We start from the raw sequence: 18,143 nt of genomic DNA on the forward strand, positions 1-18,143 counted from the left end.
ATTAGAAGTCCTAATGGGTTAAACAATTCAACACATCAAAAGTACGAAAAAAGAAAGTAACCTGCAAGAAAAATTATAAGAAAAAGAGTGCCCGATAGGTTCATTTATTATTCATGAAATAACCCGGCGCCAGCATCGCGAAAATGCTAACATAGATGCATCAGAGTAATAAGAAAGCCCGCTGCACTTATCGCAACGGGCCTCTATTCTTCATAAGCAAATCACTTTCCACAAGGACATATAAACGGATAATGTGTATTATCAATCAACGGCTCCACCCCAAAGAAATCGTTCAACACCGACTCCGCCGTACAATAAGCTCCCTCAACCCAGGCCTGATCATTCGAATACGCCTCTCCTACTATAAAGATATTCGCATCCGCTCCCGGGATCAGCTGTGAAGGTTTCCTGATCTTCTGCTGCACATCACAAACATCATAATGCGCTGCATAAGCATGGTAACCTGCATTAAATGGAGGCAGTGACCAGTCCATATACCGTGTCTCCAATGGCTCGGGCACGAAGGTATAATCTGACGCCGGACCGTAATGCACTGCTGCCAGTTGCTTGCGTAACATCTTCACCATAATGTCAGGTGCTGCACGCGGCCCCTCAAGTGTCTGCAGATCCTGTGAAGTCGGTATAGTACGGGTCTTCTCCGGTCCCAGCTCTAACTCTCTCCAAAAGGTAGTAAACTCTTCATCATCATAAGCTGCGAGCAGACCATATACTGATTCCCCACTCTGATCCAGCGCATTGTTGCCGAAATAAACTACCTGCCGGATAGGCGTATCAGTAACACTTGGTCCGATGGTATTACGCTCAGCGGCAAGTAACAGTTGTTCTTCCTGCGGAACAGTCAGCCGGGCCTGGATAGCATGCTCCACCGCTTTAATGAAATCAGGTGTAGAGGCGTATGGTACTTCCAGGATATTATTCTTCGGGTCCTGCATAACATTCAGATAGCCCTGGGGAAACCCCTGTTTCTGCAGGTTATCAATAACATCCTGCGTCACTTCATAACTATTGATCTGTGCAGGATAGACAGCCGCATTATCTCCGCTATAATTATTCGCCCACCATGGCTCTTTGAAGAACATACCTACTTTATAAGATGGCTGCAGAACGGCCGATTCCAGGTACAACTGCACCTGGCTGTCATTCAGCACATCAGTACCCTCATGATCTTCATAACGGGTAGCCTGTGCCACCAGTTCCACTGAGGCGCGAGGCATTGCCATCCATGCAGCGTCCGTAATAAAAATGCCGTCCTTTTTATTAGGTGCTGAACGCGTAGCGGTAGTATACCTCACCTTACCATCATCTGTTGCCAGGATGGAATGCAGGCGTGTATTAGGTTGGTAATTAAACGTTACGCCCTGGGCCTTCGCCAACACCTCGATAGCGTCAAACAAAGCATTGAACATAGTGGAATACCCCGTCTTCAGCGTACGGTATTCTGTACCTGGCGTAAACTCATTATTCGCCTGGAAAGCTACTGCCGAGTTCCAGTTGATCACATTGGAAGTATAACCATTACCATCGGCAGTATAACTGTATCCTTCCGATCCCAACTGATCAAACATCAGGTTCCAGTAGCCGATATCGCTTAATTTATCCCCCTTCTTGAAAATAGAGGAATCCGGCAGATCAACCTTGATCACCCCGTTCTGGTAGAAGTTACACCATTCAGCCCTTGTTGTCGGACCGGAATTGGCGGTAACAGCCAGGTTCTCTACCGTGTTGAACCCGGTATCAGGGGAGTCTGAAGCGGCGTAATGATCCGCATTGTAGGGAGCAGGATTGCTGGATGTAATATCATTCAGGTACATGTTCTTTGTACGCAGGTAGAACAGGGGATTAGTTGACTCATTGAATGGTACAGACAATGGTTTCAGCCCCAATTTTTCGATAACCGTTGTCACCAGGCGATGACCTCCGCTTTTACCATCGTTATTGCCATCCCAGTAGGAATAACGCATCCCTCCTACTTCCAGGTATGATTTATTGGGGTCATCCTTATAATGCCATGTACATACACGTGCACCAGCCTCGCGGGTACCCTGATTATCTTTATTGAAAGTATACTGGCCCCAGTCGAAGAGCTCCAGGGTATCGCCCGACTGTAGTTGTTTAGCTTTGCCCGATTCGCTGTTCACAGTACCATTGAGCAATCGCCATGCGGTATAAAGCCCGGCAGCGCCAGCGCCGAAAATAGAATAAGTCTTAGCCATAGATGTATGGTTTAATATTATAAGTGTATTAGATATCTGATTGTTATTCGTTACCAAGGCGGCGCATCTGTTGCGGAAGATCTTTTTCAGGGATCACCACTTCCACCAGTGCAGGTACGCCGCTCAGGTTTTTGATCTCGCCCAATGCAGCCAACAGCTCGTCTATGGTGGTAACGCGATACCCGTTAGCTCCGAAAGCTTTCGCCAGCGCCAGGTAATCCCATTTAGGCAGGATGTCGAATGTATCAAACTTGTGTTCAGGGCCGGGTTCAAAAGCTTCCATATTGACATACACCTGCTCGATCGCATATACGCCATTACTCATAACAAAGATCACGGAGTTAAGCTTGTTCCTTACCAATGTCGACAAGGACTGGCAAACCATCATAAAACCGCCATCGCCGGCTACCGTCCATGCCCGCTTTCCACTGCCCAGCTGCGCTCCCGATGCCGCCCCTGTTTCATACCCGATGATCTGCCAGGCCGCTGATGCCAGGAAACTGTTCTGCGGCAAACCATAGGCATTGGTAGCCACATACATGGCAGAGCTGATACCGAAAGTCCAGACAATATCCTTCAGCATATTATTATCATTGAGGAACTTCATGGATTGCTGGAAGAAACGGTTATAGGTGATCACCTGGGGCTGATCATTCCAGCGGGGATCAGAATTGGACAACCAGGGTTCCGGATACGGAGGTTGTGGCGGTGCCTTTACCGGCAGCGGATAAGGGCTTCCCTGGGCTTTAAAACGGGCTATTAAGGCTTCCATGAAGTCGCGCATGGTCACGTTCTCATAAGTGAAATATCCCACCCTGATCGTCTCTGTAGTAGCCAGCACCATGTCTGCATACTTGTTCTCGACAAACCAGAGATAATCGTCGGTGATGATAGTTCCCAGCGTCAGGAAACAATCTGCCGCCGATACCAGGTCTAACACACTCTGAATAGACGCCTGATCGGAATAAGTGCCGATGAACTTATCCCCTCCTTCATCCAGTACTGTTTTACCCAGGCTGGTGGTGGTATACAGGAAACCACTCACATCGATCAGTTCCTGTAAAAGAGGCGACAGCCCATGACGTAATACTTCCACACCAGCAAAGATCAGCGGGTTCTTCGACTGGGTGATCTGCGTCCAGGCAGTGGTAACAGCATTCTCCAGTGCAAGAGGATCACTTTTGGGAATGATGGGTTGTAATACAATATCTGGCGGCGGCGGACAAGGTTCACCCCATACCTCTTTGTAACATTCGATGAACACCGGTCTTTTGTGCGTCAACGCAGCAATCAGGAGATTGTCTATTTTCTCCGCAGCGCCGGCAGAGGTACTGAGTGTTTCACTGGCTACCGTTACCTGATCGTATACTTCCTGGTCGGCCGCCAGGTTGCCGGTAGAGTGATGGTACAACACATCATACATCTTTGTGATCTGGCGGGCATCTGCTCCCGGTGTTGCCGAGATAACAACCACGGGGCTACGCTCTACATAAGCTCCTCCAATGGCGTTCAGCGCTATGAATGTACTTACGCCGTATTGAAGGGACACAGCGCCCAGTCCACGGGTCCTGCCATATGCATCAGCCGCATAGGCCGCATCCAGTTCATTAATACAACCAATGGCAGTAACGCCGTCAAAATGCTCCAATGCCTGGGTAAAGTGTTTAACATAGTCGCCGGGTATCTGGAAGACCTCTGTGACATCTAATTGTTTCAACCGGGTTAAAAGATAATCCGCAACGGTAAAGGTGGTGTTTTGCATGAATGATGGTTTATTATTCATTTGAGAGCGACATACAATAGGGTACGGTGTTTTCGCCGGACACACAGCCCGGATATTAAACAATAAGATGTATTTTCTTTACAGTTTGCGATTCTCAGTAAAAGCACGTGCGCTGCATTACATCGACCTGAACATACTTCCGATGCGATAACAGCAATATAATGATGTCAAATTTGTTGATGATATTAGAACTTGAGGTCTGGTTATGTTAAAGCAAAAAGGGTATCTGAGCACATCTTGTGCACTGAAATTAGAGCAATTTTATAAAAAAACAAAAACTTCGTTACAGGTGTTATCCGGGATTAATTATTTCTTAATGGAATATTCGCCACACCCAATACCTTTGCCAGTTCCGTTACTTTGGCCGGTGTGTTAAGGCTCTTCTCCATATCTTCTGTCTTCAGATTATTTCCCTTACTCTTAAACAGATATGTCTTGAACACATACTGATTAGCTACTTTGGAGAAGTCTGCTCCGTGTGCGGATACCAGTTGCTCCACAAAAGCAGCCAGGGCATCTATGATGATAGGATATAATGCGCAAAGCCCGGACGACCAGCTTTCAATATCCGCGAGAAAAGCCTTTACTTCCGGCACTTCAATGTAGGCCAGTTTATCCAGTTGTTTTCTGATGGACTCAAAAGGCATATTCTCCCAATCCTTTGCTCGCAGTACAGGAATCTGCCAGCTGGCCTGTTCCTCCTTCCAGTAATCTTTCTCAGCCTTTACCTGGTGCACAATGAAACCGGGCAATTCTATCGCGGTAAGATATCCACCATGGCAGGCGCCGGTATCAATACCATATGTATTATTCCTCACTTCAGGCTGATCGCCGGTTACATGATGGCCATAAATAACAGGCTTAACACCCTGATATTTGTTTACCCATTCTGCGGATGTTCCATATTTCTTTTCCAGGTACCTATCGCCGGCAGTTGATCCGGATAATACGTCCTCCCTTTGTTCCGCCAGTGCGCAATCATGCTCAAAAGCAGCATGTACGATAATAGCTTCATCCGTTTCGTGATAATAACCAATAGAAGCACACCACTCCAGGAATGCCGGATACTCATCACCGAACTGCAGCTTTACGATCTCCTGCGCATAACTCAATACGCCATTCTGATGCTTACGCTCATGATTGCCGGCAAGCACTATACTATTGGGTCTGTTCCTGAAATAACGATACACTTCTTTCGACTTCCCTCCGCGGTCAATGATATCGCCTACAGAAATAAGCAGATCGTCTTCTTTTAGCCCGATTTGGGCGGTTAACCGGATTAACTCATCATAACAGCCATGGATATCTCCTACTACAAATGTGCGGCTCATATTGCGGTATAGGTTTAGGGAACGGTGAAATTACAATTATTATTTATTCGCAGGTCCCGGCCATGGACTAAGCTTATCCGTCATTTGTGCTGACAATATTTTTTTCAGAACAGGGAAAGAAATGTCTATCAAACACTTAGCTACCGGCAAAGCATATCCTGTATTGACTTTCACCCTCTCCAAAATTCCTCTCCTTCAAAAAAAATTTGAATGTTTCCCAAAAATACATTCACTTTGCGTCATAATAACACAAACTAAATATGCCCCTATGAATAAAAGTGCAAGAGTGGCTATCGCCTATGAAACACTGGACATCCTGGCAGCCGGCCAGTACCAGAACGAACGGCATGAACTGGTGGATATCAGTAAGGACCTCAAATATGCTGTAGAGAACACCATTCACTACAAACCCGATGATTTTGAGAAAGTATTCATCACAAGAGATGCTCAACTAAAAGATGCCCCTGCCGGCAACTGCCGCATTGAAGTAACGGCTGAAAGTACCTTTGCGGCTGCCCGCAGACTGGTGGTAACTGAAGGAGCAGAAAATGTATGCTGCCTCAATTTTGCCTCTGCTAAAAACCCAGGTGGTGGTTTCCTGGGTGGAGCGCAGGCACAGGAAGAAAGCCTGGCAAGGGCCAGCGGACTCTATCCTACATTGAAGAAGCATCCTGAAATGTATGAGACCAACAGGAAGCACGCCAGTCTGTTGTACACAGACCATATGATCTATTCTCCCCTGGTACCTGTTTTCAGAAATGATGAAGACCACCTGATAGATCAACACTATCTCGTATCTATCATCACGGCACCTGCTGTTAACAAGGGCGCACTATTAATGAATGAGCCTGAATATGCAATAAGCATAGAGCCCGTGATGATTAACAGGATTGAAAAGCTGCTGTCAGTGGCTGTGGTTAATAAACAGACCACATTGATACTGGGCGCCTGGGGCTGCGGCGTATTCAGGAACAGCACAGAAGATGTAGCAACCTGGTTTGCACATCACCTGCTGAAAAATGAAACTTTCAAAAATGCATTCACACGTATTGTTTTCGCGATCTATGATCCTTCAGAAAAGAAACAAACAGCCAAGGCATTCATACAACAGTTCGGCCATTCACCCATGTAAGTCAACCCACCGGAATGCCGGCCAATAGCCTGTGTTCCGGTTTATAGCTGTTTCACCCCTTGTTGTTATCCCCAACAGATATTCTATTCCGCAATATATCCCCAGCCGCCATCCTTTTCTTATACCATCTACTATTTTTCCATTGAGCCCATCAATGAGAATGGAGTTGGCAAAAGGAGCCCGGTGATGAAAATAGAATGATTATCAATGAATTTCCATATCTTTATTGCAGACAGATCAAGACAAAGAAGTTAGCGACCAAAACAATCTCCATCCGAAGAAAGACGACAAACACGTTACCATTTTACCAATAAATACTTATTGAATTGTGACACCTCGAAAGGAATCTTTTACCATCCACGACGTAATCGATTACCTGAGATGAACAGCTTATCTAAAACATCAATCAATCAATTAATAACCAATCATTTACAACAATGAACCTGTCTAAGACTGCTAGTGTATGTTTTTTGAGTGTCGTGCTTGGTCAAGGCCTGATGGCGCAGACCAACTGGCAAGTCCAGCCTACAACGATCAAGACCCGTTGGGCGAAGGAAGTTTCCCCCACTAACGCTTTACCCGAGTATCCCCGTCCGCAGATGGTAAGGGAGAACTGGCAAAATCTGAACGGACTGTGGAACTATACCATTACCCCTAAAGATGCGGCCATGCCTTCCGGCTACCAGGAACAGATCCTCGTTCCCTATCCACTGGAATCGGCCCTGTCAGGCGTAAAAAAGCCATTACAGCCCTCCGAGAACCTCTGGTATAAACGCGCCTTTACCAAACCTGCCCTGAAAGACGGCGAGCATGTATTGCTGCATTTTGGCGCCGTAGACTGGCAGGCTACCGTATATGTAAATGGCAAAGAAACAGGCAGCCACAGCGGCGGTTACCAGGCCTTCTCCCAGGACATCACCGCTGCCCTGAAAGACGGCGAAAATGAGATCGTAGTGAAGGTATTTGATCCCACCAGCGAAGGCATCGGCCCCCATGGCAAACAGGTACTCAATCCTGCTAATATCTACTACACTCCCACCTCCGGTATCTGGCAGACAGTATGGCTGGAAACAGTGCCTGCCGCCTACATCTCCGGACTGGTCATGACACCCGATATTGACAAAGGTATTCTGAACGTTACTGTAAATGCCCCTGCGGGCACCAATGTTGAGCTCATTGCCAGCGACGCGGGTACTGAGGTCAGCAAGACCAAAGGTAAGGCAGGCGCCGCCTTAAAATTGCCTGTAAAGAACGCGAAGTTGTGGTCCCCTTCGAATCCTTTCCTGTACGACCTGACCGTAAAACTCACCAAAGGCGGCCAAACCGTAGATCAGGTAAAGAGTTACTTCGGTATGCGTAAGATCGCCATTCAGAAAGATGAAAAGGGTGTAGACCGCATCTTCCTCAACAACCAGGCTTACTTCAACCTGGGTACATTAGACCAGGGCTTCTGGCCCGACGGTCTGTATACCGCTCCTACAGATAATGCGCTGAAATTCGACATAGAAGCCATCAAAGCGATGGGCTTTAACACCATCCGTAAACACATCAAAATAGAGCCTGCCCGTTGGTATTATCACGCAGACAAACTGGGTATACTGGTATGGCAGGATTTCGTGAACCCTAACCAGGGATTACCGGAAGGCGCTAAAGCAGAGTACGAGAAAGAAACCAAAGAAACGCTCGAACAGCTGCACAATAATCCTTCTATCACCACCTGGGTGATCTTCAACGAGAAATGGGGCGCATATGACCAGCAGCGTATCACCGAATGGGTAAAAGCCACCGATCCTTCCCGTATTGTGAATGGCCACTCCGGCGAAATGCTGTATGTCAATGAACAACTCCGTAGTCCCTCTCCCAATGCATGGGTAAGTGCCGACATGACCGACGTTCACTCCTACCCTGACCCGATGGATGCACCTGCCGAACCAGGCAAAGCAAGAGTACTCGGTGAATTCGGCGGTATCGGCGTATTCATCCCGGACCATCAGTGGAATACCAGCAGCGCATGGGGCTACATCCAGGAAAAAGCAGCAGGCCTTGCCACCAAATACACCATCATGAATCAGCACCTGAAACTGCTGGAAGCAGCAGGTCTCTCAGGCTCTATCTACACCCAACCATTTGACGTGGAGGGAGAACAAAACGGCCTGCTCACCTACGACCGTGAAGTGATCAAGATCCCATTTGACCAGATGCGTAAGATCCATTCCCAACTGAACCCTGATCTGGGTACCATCCCACAGGTAACAGCCAAAAATGCTGACCTCACTGATCCGGGTGAAGTATACAGCAAAATGCTGCAGGACTACATCAATGGTCGCCGCGATCCCGAATTCCTCTTCAAAATGTCGATGATGGCCCAACAGGCCGGCGATAAGAACGGTGCAAACCTGGCAGGCGGAGCGTATATAGCTACCTTACAGGCCCCTTATACACCTGAACAGCTGGCCCTCATTCTCCAGTTCACCTCCAGCACAAAAGACAAAGGCTTCAGCGTATTACAGGAGCAATTACAATCCAACAACGCCAAACTGGAAAAAAGACCCGTTACCGTTAAGCTGATGAATATTGTTTTCAAAGACGTGATCGATCCGGTACTGCAGAAGAGCGGAGATACTCCTGACTGGAACGCGATCGCCAACAGCATCAAACCCTACGGCGAACCAGGCGAAGAGATCTTCCTGAGAGCGAAAACAGTATACACCTTCAACAAACAGGATTGGTCAAATTACGCTTCCGCAGCTAATACCTACCTGGAGAAATACGGTCAGAATATTCCTGAACAGGAAAGGAACATGTTCCGTCAGGCCATCAACAACAGCAAAAACCAATAACCATCATCCTAATAGTGAATACAGGTAATACACCCGCAAAAATTACCTGTATTCACCCTCAATATCATCAGTATTGATCAGTCATTGCTTTCCTTAACCCCACTCCTGCCATTCCCCTCAACACAGCCACCGCAAGGCTTATCATGCTATCCCCGATCACTCGGCTGTCCCTTGCAATCCTACTTCACCTGCACTATTCATGATTCACGAGACAATGTTAAGGAAGATATCAAAGCGGTTTTAAAGAAAGTACACGAAGCCGGTAAAATCGATCATAAACCATCGAAATCGCGTTATAAAACCGTTTTCGCTTTGCATTGCAAAGTCAAAATATTGGATATTGTATGATCCTGACCAGCTATCAGATTCACTTCAGTATGTTTCCAGGATACAAGCAGGATATGACTAGCATCTTCCTCCGTCTTTCTTCCGTTAAAAAACGGAGGAAGAACGGAGGACAGACGGAGGAAGATGCTGATTGTATACAGGTTGTATGCTGGTTTGATGCAGAACATATCCGGAATTTACTTTGTATACAACCAGGATGTGACTAGCATTATCCTTCGTTAATCCTTCGTTCGGAACGAAAGATTAACGAAGGATAATGCTAGTCATATGGAAGTCTCATCCAGTTCAACCCCAGATTTTGGTTTACTTAGAATCCGTTTGAGATTCAGTTGAATCTCTACTATATCTCAACCCTAAATAACGAAGGCTGCCTCATAACAGATGAGACAGCCTCTTCCAAATTAGTTCACAGCATTACTTCTGCATATAAGGTTGAATTATTTTTTTCTTACATACTATTCAACGGCCTTCACTTCAAAATTCTCATACGTCACATCAAAGCTCTGTTTACCCGGAGCAGCAGCCACTATACCAATTCCTGCCTTTACATTTGGCGGGAAGTAGGCTAAACGCAGCATATCATATTTCACCCCATCAAAGGAATATTTTATCTCCACATAGTCACCTTTCCTCAACAGTTTCAGCCAGATGGAAGCGGGGCTATCATGTCTTGGCACTACTGACCAGTCAGATACTTCACGGGTTACAACAGCGCTGACGTTCTGTACACCATCTACGTATTCTATGCCGGTTTTAATCCAGTTTTTTTCGTCTATACGCACCATCAATCCGGCCTGATGGAATAGTTCTTTATAATGGCCACTGATCTTAACACTGGCTTCGAAATTACCAGTCATTTCCTTGTAATAGAAAGGACCATTATCCCGGATGAAACCATAATGCGTTACGCGCCAGAAGTCTGTATTGGGTTCAATGGTGCAGGTCAGTTTCTTTTCATCACCTGACCACTTTTTAGGTTCGTTGTTCCACTTCATCTGATTATTTTGAGCGTATAAAAATGTTGATGACAAAACAGTACTGAGAATTAATACTAAAGTTTTCATGAAATGTTTTATAAGTGATTGAATGACCGGGTTACGGGTTACATCATTGCAAAGTATTCAAATTTACAAAAAGTACGAAAACAAGAATCGAAGAAGAAGAAAAGAAAAAGGAAAGAGAAGAGAAGAGAAGAAAAGAAAGTAACAAGCAATAACAAAGACTCAGCTAACAAAGAAGCTTACCAAAGGAGAATGACATACAAAAAAGCCATATTCAGCGTCAGCTTAAAATCAATTGGGAGAAGATTGCAATAAGCGGTTTCAGGTAGGAATGCCGGGCCTTCGGCTCTTCGGGTGCACGATTGATAAAGTCTAATAGACATTCCCAATCCATACGATTGAGAAAGTTTAATAGTCATCCAATGCCCGGAGAGGCGCCGACCGGCATCCTACCTGAAACCGTGCAGACGTCAATCCTCCATACTCACCCCAAGCAAACAAAAAAAAGCTGGCAAGCATACCGTAGTAGCTCGCCAGCGTCGCATAGTATAGGGAATCGACAATCTTTATCTGAACCGCATCAACTCCTCCCATCTAAAAATCCACTCCGGCGTAGTCAGCAGCTTATCAGCGCCAACATTATACCATGGATGAGAAGAATTAACCGGATTCTTTAATATATGTATATCCTGCGCAGGCATATAACTCTGCGCCAATAAAAACACCTTCTGCCCCGCAGCATTCACCGCCATATCCATCACTAACACAGCATGCCCGGGAGAACCACCACGAATAAACACATCCCCGGCCTGTATATCTGCCGGCGCATCAACAGCCGCAAGCTCCTTACTCAGCGACAATGTACCCGCATAAGAAAACACCGTCTGCAAATATTGATAAAAACAATCCTTACCCTGACAAGCCATACCAGTCAACTGCCGCTGCAAACGGCCGTGTTTAACAGGAAACCGGTATCCGTTCATCCAGCTGCTATAATCCATCAGCGTTCCATCAGTAGCATGAAACGCTATCCGCGTATACCGCTGTGAAGCATACATATATTCCGCATATAACCTGATCACCGCATCCGCACATTGCTGCAGGTCTTTCTTCCCCACAGAAACATCCAGCACAGCAAATTGTGCTGACTGATTCGGCTTTCTTTCGCCATTATATAGATATACAGTATTATTTGTTTTTACATGTACGCCCCTCAACCACGCCCCAAACGAACCCGCTTCAAGCGACACCCGTTTATATCCCGCAGGCAAGGGTATCTGCCCTACCGTTTCATAACGCATAGCAGGACTCAGTTGCAGGCTCCTGGCTTCAAGATAGTGCCAGAACAGAAGGGACGCGCCGCTAACAAACATGACCATAGAGGCCCATGGAAAGTACTTCAATTCGACAAATTTCTATAATGATGCAAGGAATAAAAAGATTCCATAAGAAGGTGTTAATTTTTTAATTAAATTTGTTCAGGCCACGTAGAAGCCTCATTTTAGTATAGCCTTACACGGCACCCATTCCTTCCTGAGACATATAGCCACGGTCACTAATATCTTATGAATAAGAAAAATTACTTATTCATACGGATCGCTACGCACTTTTCGATCGTAAACATCTAATCATTCCTAAAACCCATTCGTATGTCTCTGCAGAACTTCGTACGGGTACACAATGCCAATCTGTCCTTTTGGCAATCTGTTGTATCGCAACGCGTACGCCAACAAATGGAACTGACCGACAGCAAGGTTAGCCACAATCAATTACTCAAGCATCCCGCAATCGCCGCCACCGCGAAACATGTCAAACTAACGGCTAAGGGCACACCTCCCGGTCCGGACACCTTAGACCTTAATGATCCTGATCAGCAGGTGGTATATCTCTCCCATCTGGCTTATGAAAAAGCGTTATGCCTGACAGAAGGCGATATACAAAGAGCCGGAGCGCTCGATACGGAATACCGTAAGTATAGCGACAAGGATATCATTGGTTTCGCATCCTGTGTTGTTACTTTCGCGGAATACTGGACACAATACGGAGGTGTCTTCGCTTACAATGACTGGAAAGAATTAGGAGAAGACATCTCTACCTACGGCGTCATCAATGAAAATGACGGCGGTAACGGCTTCTCCCTTCCATCAGATGCAAGAGTAGCCATCATCGGTGATTGGGGTACCGGGCTGGCAGATGCACAGGCTTTGCTGGTGGACATCATCCAACAGCATAATCCACATTGTATTATTCACCTCGGAGACATCTATTATTCCGGTACACCTGAAGAATGTATCAACAATTTCTCAGCCGTTATTAAAAATGCTTTTGACATCGCTGAAAAAGATCCTGTTCCTGTTTTCACCATTCCCGGCAACCATGATTATTACTCACTCGGATGGGGGTATTACAGCATGGTATATGATCTGAACAGTGAGATCGGAACAGCTGCCTTTCAACCGGCCAGTTACTTCTGCCTGCGTACGGAAGACGGCGGATGGCAATTCCTGGGAATGGATACCGGCTATAACGATAGTAATCCTGCCGATCAGGCGGACCCGCTCTATGCAGGCCCCTGGCTGCAACCGAATGAGATAGAATGGCACCAGGATAAACTGAACAACTTCGGAGGAGCTACTATCCTGCTCTCCCATCACCAATTGTTCTCCAGCAATGCCAAGATCAACGGGGCTTTGTCCGATTTTAGCGCATTGCCTGCACAGAACGCATATCTGTACCAGAACTTCCTACCCTATTTTCCGAAGATAGCGGCCTGGATCTGGGGACATGAACACAACTTTGTGATGTTTGAAAATGATCTGCTGGGGCTGTCAAAAGGACGACTGCTGGGCTGCAGTGCATTCGAAGAACTGACATCTTCCGATCCTTATGCAATCAACTATCCGGACATCAAAAATTTCATTGACCCTGAGACGGGCAATATGATTGAACTCTCCACTAACGCTGATCTGAATGGTGTGACTTATTACAATCATGCTTACGCGATCATTGACTTCAGTGGCAGAACAAATCCTACTGATCCGGTGACAACCACTTATTACGAGTATCCTTCCTGGGGAGATAATCCGCCGGACGATCCTGAATCCACCCAATTGTACCAGGAACAATACAGTCTTCCTGCAGTGTCAGAGGTACAGATACCCTACAACACCAATAGCTACCTCCTTTCCCAGGATGGTCAGTTCATCGGGCCGGAGTATAAAGACTATCCCTATATGAGTAATGATTCCCCGGTAGCACTGCAGTTCTATCCGCTGACCACCCAGGGCAATTACCTTACCCACGGAGACACTTTGCGCATCCTTACTACGGAAAGCAGTGTGGGCGATAAAAACCAGCTGGGTGCCTTTAGCAGAAAATCACTGTACTATGATAATGACAGCAATGATAAAACAGCATGGGTTGTGTACAAGCGGGATACTTCCGATGGAACAGATATCCACTACGGCGATGAAGTATATTTTGTCAATGTAGACTGGAACCAATGGATGTTACCTTATGATAGTATCCTGTACAGTGTATTGTACCTGACTACGGAGGAAAACGCCGGTTATTACTGGACCATCACGCAGTCACAGAACAGCGCTTTAGACGGTATCACTGTAACGCAGAAACAGAGCCCTTACAAAAAGAAGCACCTGCCGTTTGTTAAAAAAGAACAGAACGTTATTGTATAAAACACAATAACATTCCATAATAAAAAAGAGACTGCTCATTAATATGAGACAGTCTCTTTTTTATTTTCTTTTATCAATCTACCCTGTCAAGATCAGTGATCAATAGCGGATTAGACTCCCGCATCTCATTTATCAGCTTCTCCACTTCACCTGTCTGCGGTTTGGCCAGTAAGCGCTCCACTTCTTTGGTAGTCAACCCTACCATCTGCAGAAAGGTTACTTCTCCGTGAGGCGTCTGGATCATGCCCAGTTCAGGATCAGGAACGAATGCCACTCCGACGATGTCAGTAGCAGTTTCCAGCCTGATAGGCCCTTTGGCAGGAATAAAATGATACGGCTCAAACCAGCGTTTGCTTTCAAATACATAACGCGCCAGGTTATTCATCACCTGTATAGCCCATGTAGGGTCGCTGCCGTTATCTTCTGAAAAAGGTTTGATCCGGAAAGTAAATTCAAAACCCCATTTACTGAACTCACCACCCGCCTGTTCTTCATCGTAATACAACTGCGACATGCCATAGCTGACCATGTGCAGATGCGGGATCTGTTTTTCACTCTCATAGATACTGGTACCGTCAATAGGATCTTCACCTCCTATTGCAAAGTGTAAGGGCGGCGCATAATGCCTTGGTTCCTGTGTACCATAGATGCTTTCCAGTTGTTTATCTATCGCCAGCCATCCCACTGCATCGTCTTCTTTGAATAACTTTTTGTACTCTTCCTTAGTCATAGGTGATTTAACGTTTACAGTTCGTGTCGGATCATTTTCCTTACCAGGTCCTGCTGCGTTTCGCGCTCCCTGATAACATATATTTTGTCTTTGTCGATCATGATCTCCGCCGGCCTTACGTGAAGGTTATAGTTACTAGCCATTACCATGCCATAAGCGCCTACCGTAAACACCGCTACGTAATCTCCCTGACGCAAAGCAGGTAAAGGTCTTTCTTTCGCCAGATAATCAGACGATTCACAGATAGGTCCCACCACATCATAAGTAGTCAGCCCTTCCTGCGGCACCGGGTAATTACGGTTCGTCAACACATGTTCCGCCTGCGGTTTTACCGGCCAGATGAAATGAAAGGCGTTATACATGGCAGGACGGATCAACTCCGTCATACCGCCATCCAGGATGACGATATTTTTGTCGCCTGATTGTTTTACGTACAGCACCTTGCAGACCATGATACCTGCATTCGCAGAGATAGAACGTCCTGGCTCCAGGATGATCTTAAAGCCTTCATTTTTCACATAAGGCTCCAGTAATTCTGTGATTGGACCAGCAAAACTTTCCCAGGAGAAATTGTCATTATCCATATAATTAGCCGGGAAACCACCGCCTATATTCAGTACATCCAGACGGATGTTCTTACGCTTCAGGTCTTCTACCAGCTCCACCATTTTGCGAATAGCGGCTACATAAAATGTATACGAAGAGATAGGAGAACCAATATGGGAATGCAGCCCCCTGATCTTCACATAAGGATGATCAGCATTCTCTTCTATCAGCGTTTCCACGTGAGCGTAATCAATGCCGAATTTCGCACCCTTATGACCGGTACGTGTCTTTTCATTTGTCTTCTCATCCAGGACATCCGGCAGGATGCGGATCAGCACATTCACCTCTCTTTTCAGCTCTCCGGCCAGCTCCTGGACCTTTGCCAGCTCCTGTTCCGATTCGATATTAATAAAACCCACTTCACTGAGGATCGCATCTGTGATCTCTTCGTCAGATTTACCTACACCGGCAAACACTACTTTTGAAAGATCTGCATTACTCTGTTTCACGACAAACAGCTCTCCACCGCTCACAATATCCATCCCGGCGCCCAGGGCCGCCAGTTCATTCAGCAGGTGTACATTATTGCTCGACTTCACAGAAAAGCAGATCATAGGCTGCAGCTTCTCAAAGATCCCGTAGATCTTCTGATAATGCGTCTTTAAGGTATTCGCTGAATACAGGTAAAAAGGCGTAGGAAGACCCCTCTCCGGTAAACTGTTCACCGGTACATCTTCGCAATGCAGTACTCCATTCTTATATTGAAACAGATCCATAATAAATTATCTATAAAACAGTAAGATAAAAGAATTTATTGTTATGGAAACATTATTAACCCATTATAAAACGCCATTCCATTAAAATCGGTAAATTCCGATACCTTTGCAGTATGGATCAAGTTGAAATTTTTAAGGCCTTATCCAACAAAAAAAGGCTGGAAATCCTAGCCTGGCTGAAGGAACCGGAAAAGCATTTCCCGAAACAGGAATGCGGGGAATTCAGCAAGACAGGCGTGTGCGTGGGCCATATTCAGCAGAAATCAGGGCTCACCCAATCCACAGTATCTGAATATTTGTCTATGCTGCAGCGGGCTGACCTGCTGATAGCTACCCGTTTGGGCCAATGGACACACTATAAAAGGAATGAGGAAGCCATTAAAAAACTGGGCCTCCATATCCAGGATGAACTGTAGATTAAGCATGGCCTGCTACACTTTGTACCATAAATCCGGATGAAGATAAAAAAATTTCCAGGGGAATATCAGATATTCCTATAGTTCCGGAAAAGCCTTGTAAGGGAAAACTAAAACGCCCCTGCAATGAATGCAGAGGCGCCTTAAATTTAAAGTATCTGAGAGCTGCTATTTTTCGTTAACATTGTTATAGAACACATAAGGACTCTCGGAGGCAACAATGAAGCCAGCAATAAGCGCCTTCCTTTCTATATCGGTCAGCTCTGACTGGTCAACTGCGCTGATGTAATGATTGATGACATTCTCCATATCTGCACCTGTTCCATATGCCTCCATAAAGGAATACAATATCTGGCGCATATCATCTGTGATCAAACCCGTTTCGTAAGCCCTATTTGTTAAAAATGCGTAGTCAAATCCGCTGGAAACATAGTCCCTGCCAAGATTCGAGGCCGCTGCAACTCTCTGCTGATAAATCTCATTATTTAAAACAGGTAAATACTCACGGCCAACTCCCAGTGCACCGGTGTAATAACTGTCTGTTACTTCCTGGCCAGCGAAAAATATATTATACATGGCATTATTATGCTTAATGCCTACGTCGCTGAGATCATGAAATTCCAATGGAACATCCAGGTTTAAATCGCCGTATTTATTTTCATTGGGAGCAACAGCGGTGTATACAGCTTTTGCAGCAGCGTAGGAAGCACCGCCGCCCGCGATAGCGCCACCTGCAGCCATCACAACAACGGCGCCTGTACCACCAGTAGCAATACCGAGTGCTCCGGCAGCCTCACTGACACCAACCACACCCGCAGCGGCGCCTGTGATATCTGCACCAGCCACCGCGGCTACTTTACCAAGGCAGCTCCAAAAACCGCTACATTCCGGCCTTACGCCATGCGCCGCATTAAAGGCCTTCAGGTCCGCATACAATTCAGCTTTAGTCAGCCTTCTGGGAGAAGAATTCGTGTCAGCAGTCTTTTTACTGCAACTAGTGAGGATCATGCTAGTCAATAAGCAGCCAATTATGATCTTTTTAAACATACGATTGAGAATTTAAGTTGATAATTTTTGTGAATAGAACATAGTCCGGACAATAGCATATCACATATTGCTCCCATCACGGAAATGGTTAACAATAGGCAATAAGCCTGTAGACTTGGCTAACGGTAATTAAGGGTTCGGGCTGTTGTTACATGATTGTTTACGGGCTATTTACTATAGGTCTTAAGGGTTACCGGCCGGGTTACCATCATGTATAACGCAGTAGTGAAAATATTATTATAAAATTGGCTATGTTTTTTTAAT

Annotated in this window: 12 protein-coding genes; 4 read left to right on the forward strand and 8 right to left on the reverse strand. The window is 45.9% G+C overall.

Going from position 1 to position 18,143, the window contains the following annotated elements:
• Positions 1–221 precede the first annotated feature (221 nt).
• From F3I09_RS10465 to F3I09_RS10475, 3 genes are all read right to left on the reverse strand, one after another.
• Positions 222–2,234, reverse strand: a complete 2,013-nt coding sequence (locus F3I09_RS10465) for a hypothetical protein (protein ID WP_149694998.1) — start codon at positions 2,232–2,234, stop codon at positions 222–224.
• A gap of 43 nt (positions 2,235–2,277) precedes the next feature.
• The gene (locus F3I09_RS10470) at positions 2,278–3,996 is read right to left on the reverse strand and encodes an alpha-keto acid decarboxylase family protein (protein ID WP_149694999.1); all 1,719 of its coding nucleotides are present in this window, start codon (positions 3,994–3,996) and stop codon (positions 2,278–2,280) included.
• A 323-nt stretch (positions 3,997–4,319) separates the two neighbouring features.
• Positions 4,320–5,348 carry a metallophosphoesterase gene (locus tag F3I09_RS10475; protein ID WP_149695000.1) on the reverse strand — a complete coding sequence of 343 codons (1,029 nt, stop codon included), beginning with the start codon at positions 5,346–5,348 and terminating at the stop codon, positions 4,320–4,322.
• Positions 5,349–5,616: 268 nt separating this feature from the next.
• On the opposite strand from F3I09_RS10475, the gene F3I09_RS10480 reads away from it, so the two are divergent.
• Together F3I09_RS10480 and F3I09_RS10485 are read left to right on the forward strand one after the other, a co-directional pair.
• Positions 5,617–6,480, forward strand: a complete 864-nt coding sequence (locus F3I09_RS10480; RefSeq protein ID WP_149695001.1) for a TIGR02452 family protein — start codon at positions 5,617–5,619, stop codon at positions 6,478–6,480.
• A gap of 437 nt (positions 6,481–6,917) precedes the next feature.
• The gene (locus tag F3I09_RS10485; RefSeq protein WP_149695002.1) at positions 6,918–9,320 is read left to right on the forward strand and encodes a glycoside hydrolase family 2 protein; all 2,403 of its coding nucleotides are present in this window, start codon (positions 6,918–6,920) and stop codon (positions 9,318–9,320) included.
• Between the two features lie 803 nt (positions 9,321–10,123).
• Here the strand turns inward: F3I09_RS10485 and F3I09_RS10490 are convergent.
• Both F3I09_RS10490 and F3I09_RS10495 read right to left on the reverse strand, forming a co-directional pair.
• The gene (locus F3I09_RS10490; protein WP_089835125.1) at positions 10,124–10,663 is read right to left on the reverse strand and encodes a DUF1349 domain-containing protein; all 540 of its coding nucleotides are present in this window, start codon (positions 10,661–10,663) and stop codon (positions 10,124–10,126) included.
• 572 nt (positions 10,664–11,235) lie between these two features.
• A complete protein-coding gene (locus F3I09_RS10495; RefSeq protein ID WP_223233208.1) occupies positions 11,236–12,072 on the reverse strand; it encodes a DUF4846 domain-containing protein in 837 nt (278 codons plus the stop codon).
• A 246-nt stretch (positions 12,073–12,318) separates the two neighbouring features.
• Here F3I09_RS10495 and F3I09_RS10500 point away from each other — a divergent pair, with 246 nt between their 5' ends.
• Positions 12,319–14,364, forward strand: coding sequence for a metallophosphoesterase (locus tag F3I09_RS10500; protein ID WP_149695003.1), 2,046 nt, complete (start codon positions 12,319–12,321; stop codon positions 14,362–14,364).
• Positions 14,365–14,437: 73 nt separating this feature from the next.
• On the opposite strand, the gene F3I09_RS10505 is transcribed toward F3I09_RS10500, so the two are convergent.
• Positions 14,438–15,094 (reverse strand): suppressor of fused domain protein, encoded by a 657-nt coding sequence (locus F3I09_RS10505; RefSeq protein ID WP_149695004.1) that lies wholly within the window; start codon positions 15,092–15,094, stop codon positions 14,438–14,440.
• A 14-nt stretch (positions 15,095–15,108) separates the two neighbouring features.
• Complete coding sequence (gene lysA / locus F3I09_RS10510; RefSeq protein WP_149695005.1) at positions 15,109–16,416, reverse strand: diaminopimelate decarboxylase; 1,308 nt, start codon at positions 16,414–16,416, stop codon at positions 15,109–15,111.
• A gap of 113 nt (positions 16,417–16,529) precedes the next feature.
• Here lysA and F3I09_RS10515 point away from each other — a divergent pair, with 113 nt between their 5' ends.
• Positions 16,530–16,832, forward strand: a complete 303-nt coding sequence (locus tag F3I09_RS10515) for a helix-turn-helix transcriptional regulator (protein ID WP_149695006.1) — start codon at positions 16,530–16,532, stop codon at positions 16,830–16,832.
• A gap of 168 nt (positions 16,833–17,000) precedes the next feature.
• Here the strand turns inward: F3I09_RS10515 and F3I09_RS10520 are convergent, their stop codons facing one another.
• Positions 17,001–17,840 carry a hypothetical protein gene (locus F3I09_RS10520; protein WP_149695007.1) on the reverse strand — a complete coding sequence of 280 codons (840 nt, stop codon included), beginning with the start codon at positions 17,838–17,840 and terminating at the stop codon, positions 17,001–17,003.
• Positions 17,841–18,143 lie beyond the last annotated feature (303 nt).

Source organism: Chitinophaga sp. CF418, from assembly GCF_900142925.1.
Lineage (GTDB): Bacteria > Bacteroidota > Bacteroidia > Chitinophagales > Chitinophagaceae > Chitinophaga.

Excerpts from the sequence above, each read along its gene's own strand:
- F3I09_RS10465 (WP_149694998.1), bottom strand. The coding sequence starts at position 2,234 with ATGGCTAAGACTTATTCTATTTTCGGCGCTGGCGCTGCCGGGCTTTAT.
- F3I09_RS10470 (WP_149694999.1), bottom strand. The coding sequence starts at position 3,996 with ATGCAAAACACCACCTTTACCGTTGCGGATTATCTTTTAACCCGGTTG.
- F3I09_RS10475 (WP_149695000.1), bottom strand. The coding sequence starts at position 5,348 with ATGAGCCGCACATTTGTAGTAGGAGATATCCATGGCTGTTATGATGAG.
- F3I09_RS10480 (WP_149695001.1), top strand. The coding sequence starts at position 5,617 with ATGAATAAAAGTGCAAGAGTGGCTATCGCCTATGAAACACTGGACATC.
- F3I09_RS10485 (WP_149695002.1), top strand. The coding sequence starts at position 6,918 with ATGAACCTGTCTAAGACTGCTAGTGTATGTTTTTTGAGTGTCGTGCTT.
- F3I09_RS10490 (WP_089835125.1), bottom strand. The coding sequence starts at position 10,663 with ATGAAGTGGAACAACGAACCTAAAAAGTGGTCAGGTGATGAAAAGAAA.
- F3I09_RS10500 (WP_149695003.1), top strand. The coding sequence starts at position 12,319 with ATGTCTCTGCAGAACTTCGTACGGGTACACAATGCCAATCTGTCCTTT.
- F3I09_RS10505 (WP_149695004.1), bottom strand. The coding sequence starts at position 15,094 with ATGACTAAGGAAGAGTACAAAAAGTTATTCAAAGAAGACGATGCAGTG.
- lysA (WP_149695005.1), bottom strand. The coding sequence starts at position 16,416 with ATGGATCTGTTTCAATATAAGAATGGAGTACTGCATTGCGAAGATGTA.
- F3I09_RS10515 (WP_149695006.1), top strand. The coding sequence starts at position 16,530 with ATGGATCAAGTTGAAATTTTTAAGGCCTTATCCAACAAAAAAAGGCTG.
- F3I09_RS10520 (WP_149695007.1), bottom strand. The coding sequence starts at position 17,840 with ATGATCCTCACTAGTTGCAGTAAAAAGACTGCTGACACGAATTCTTCT.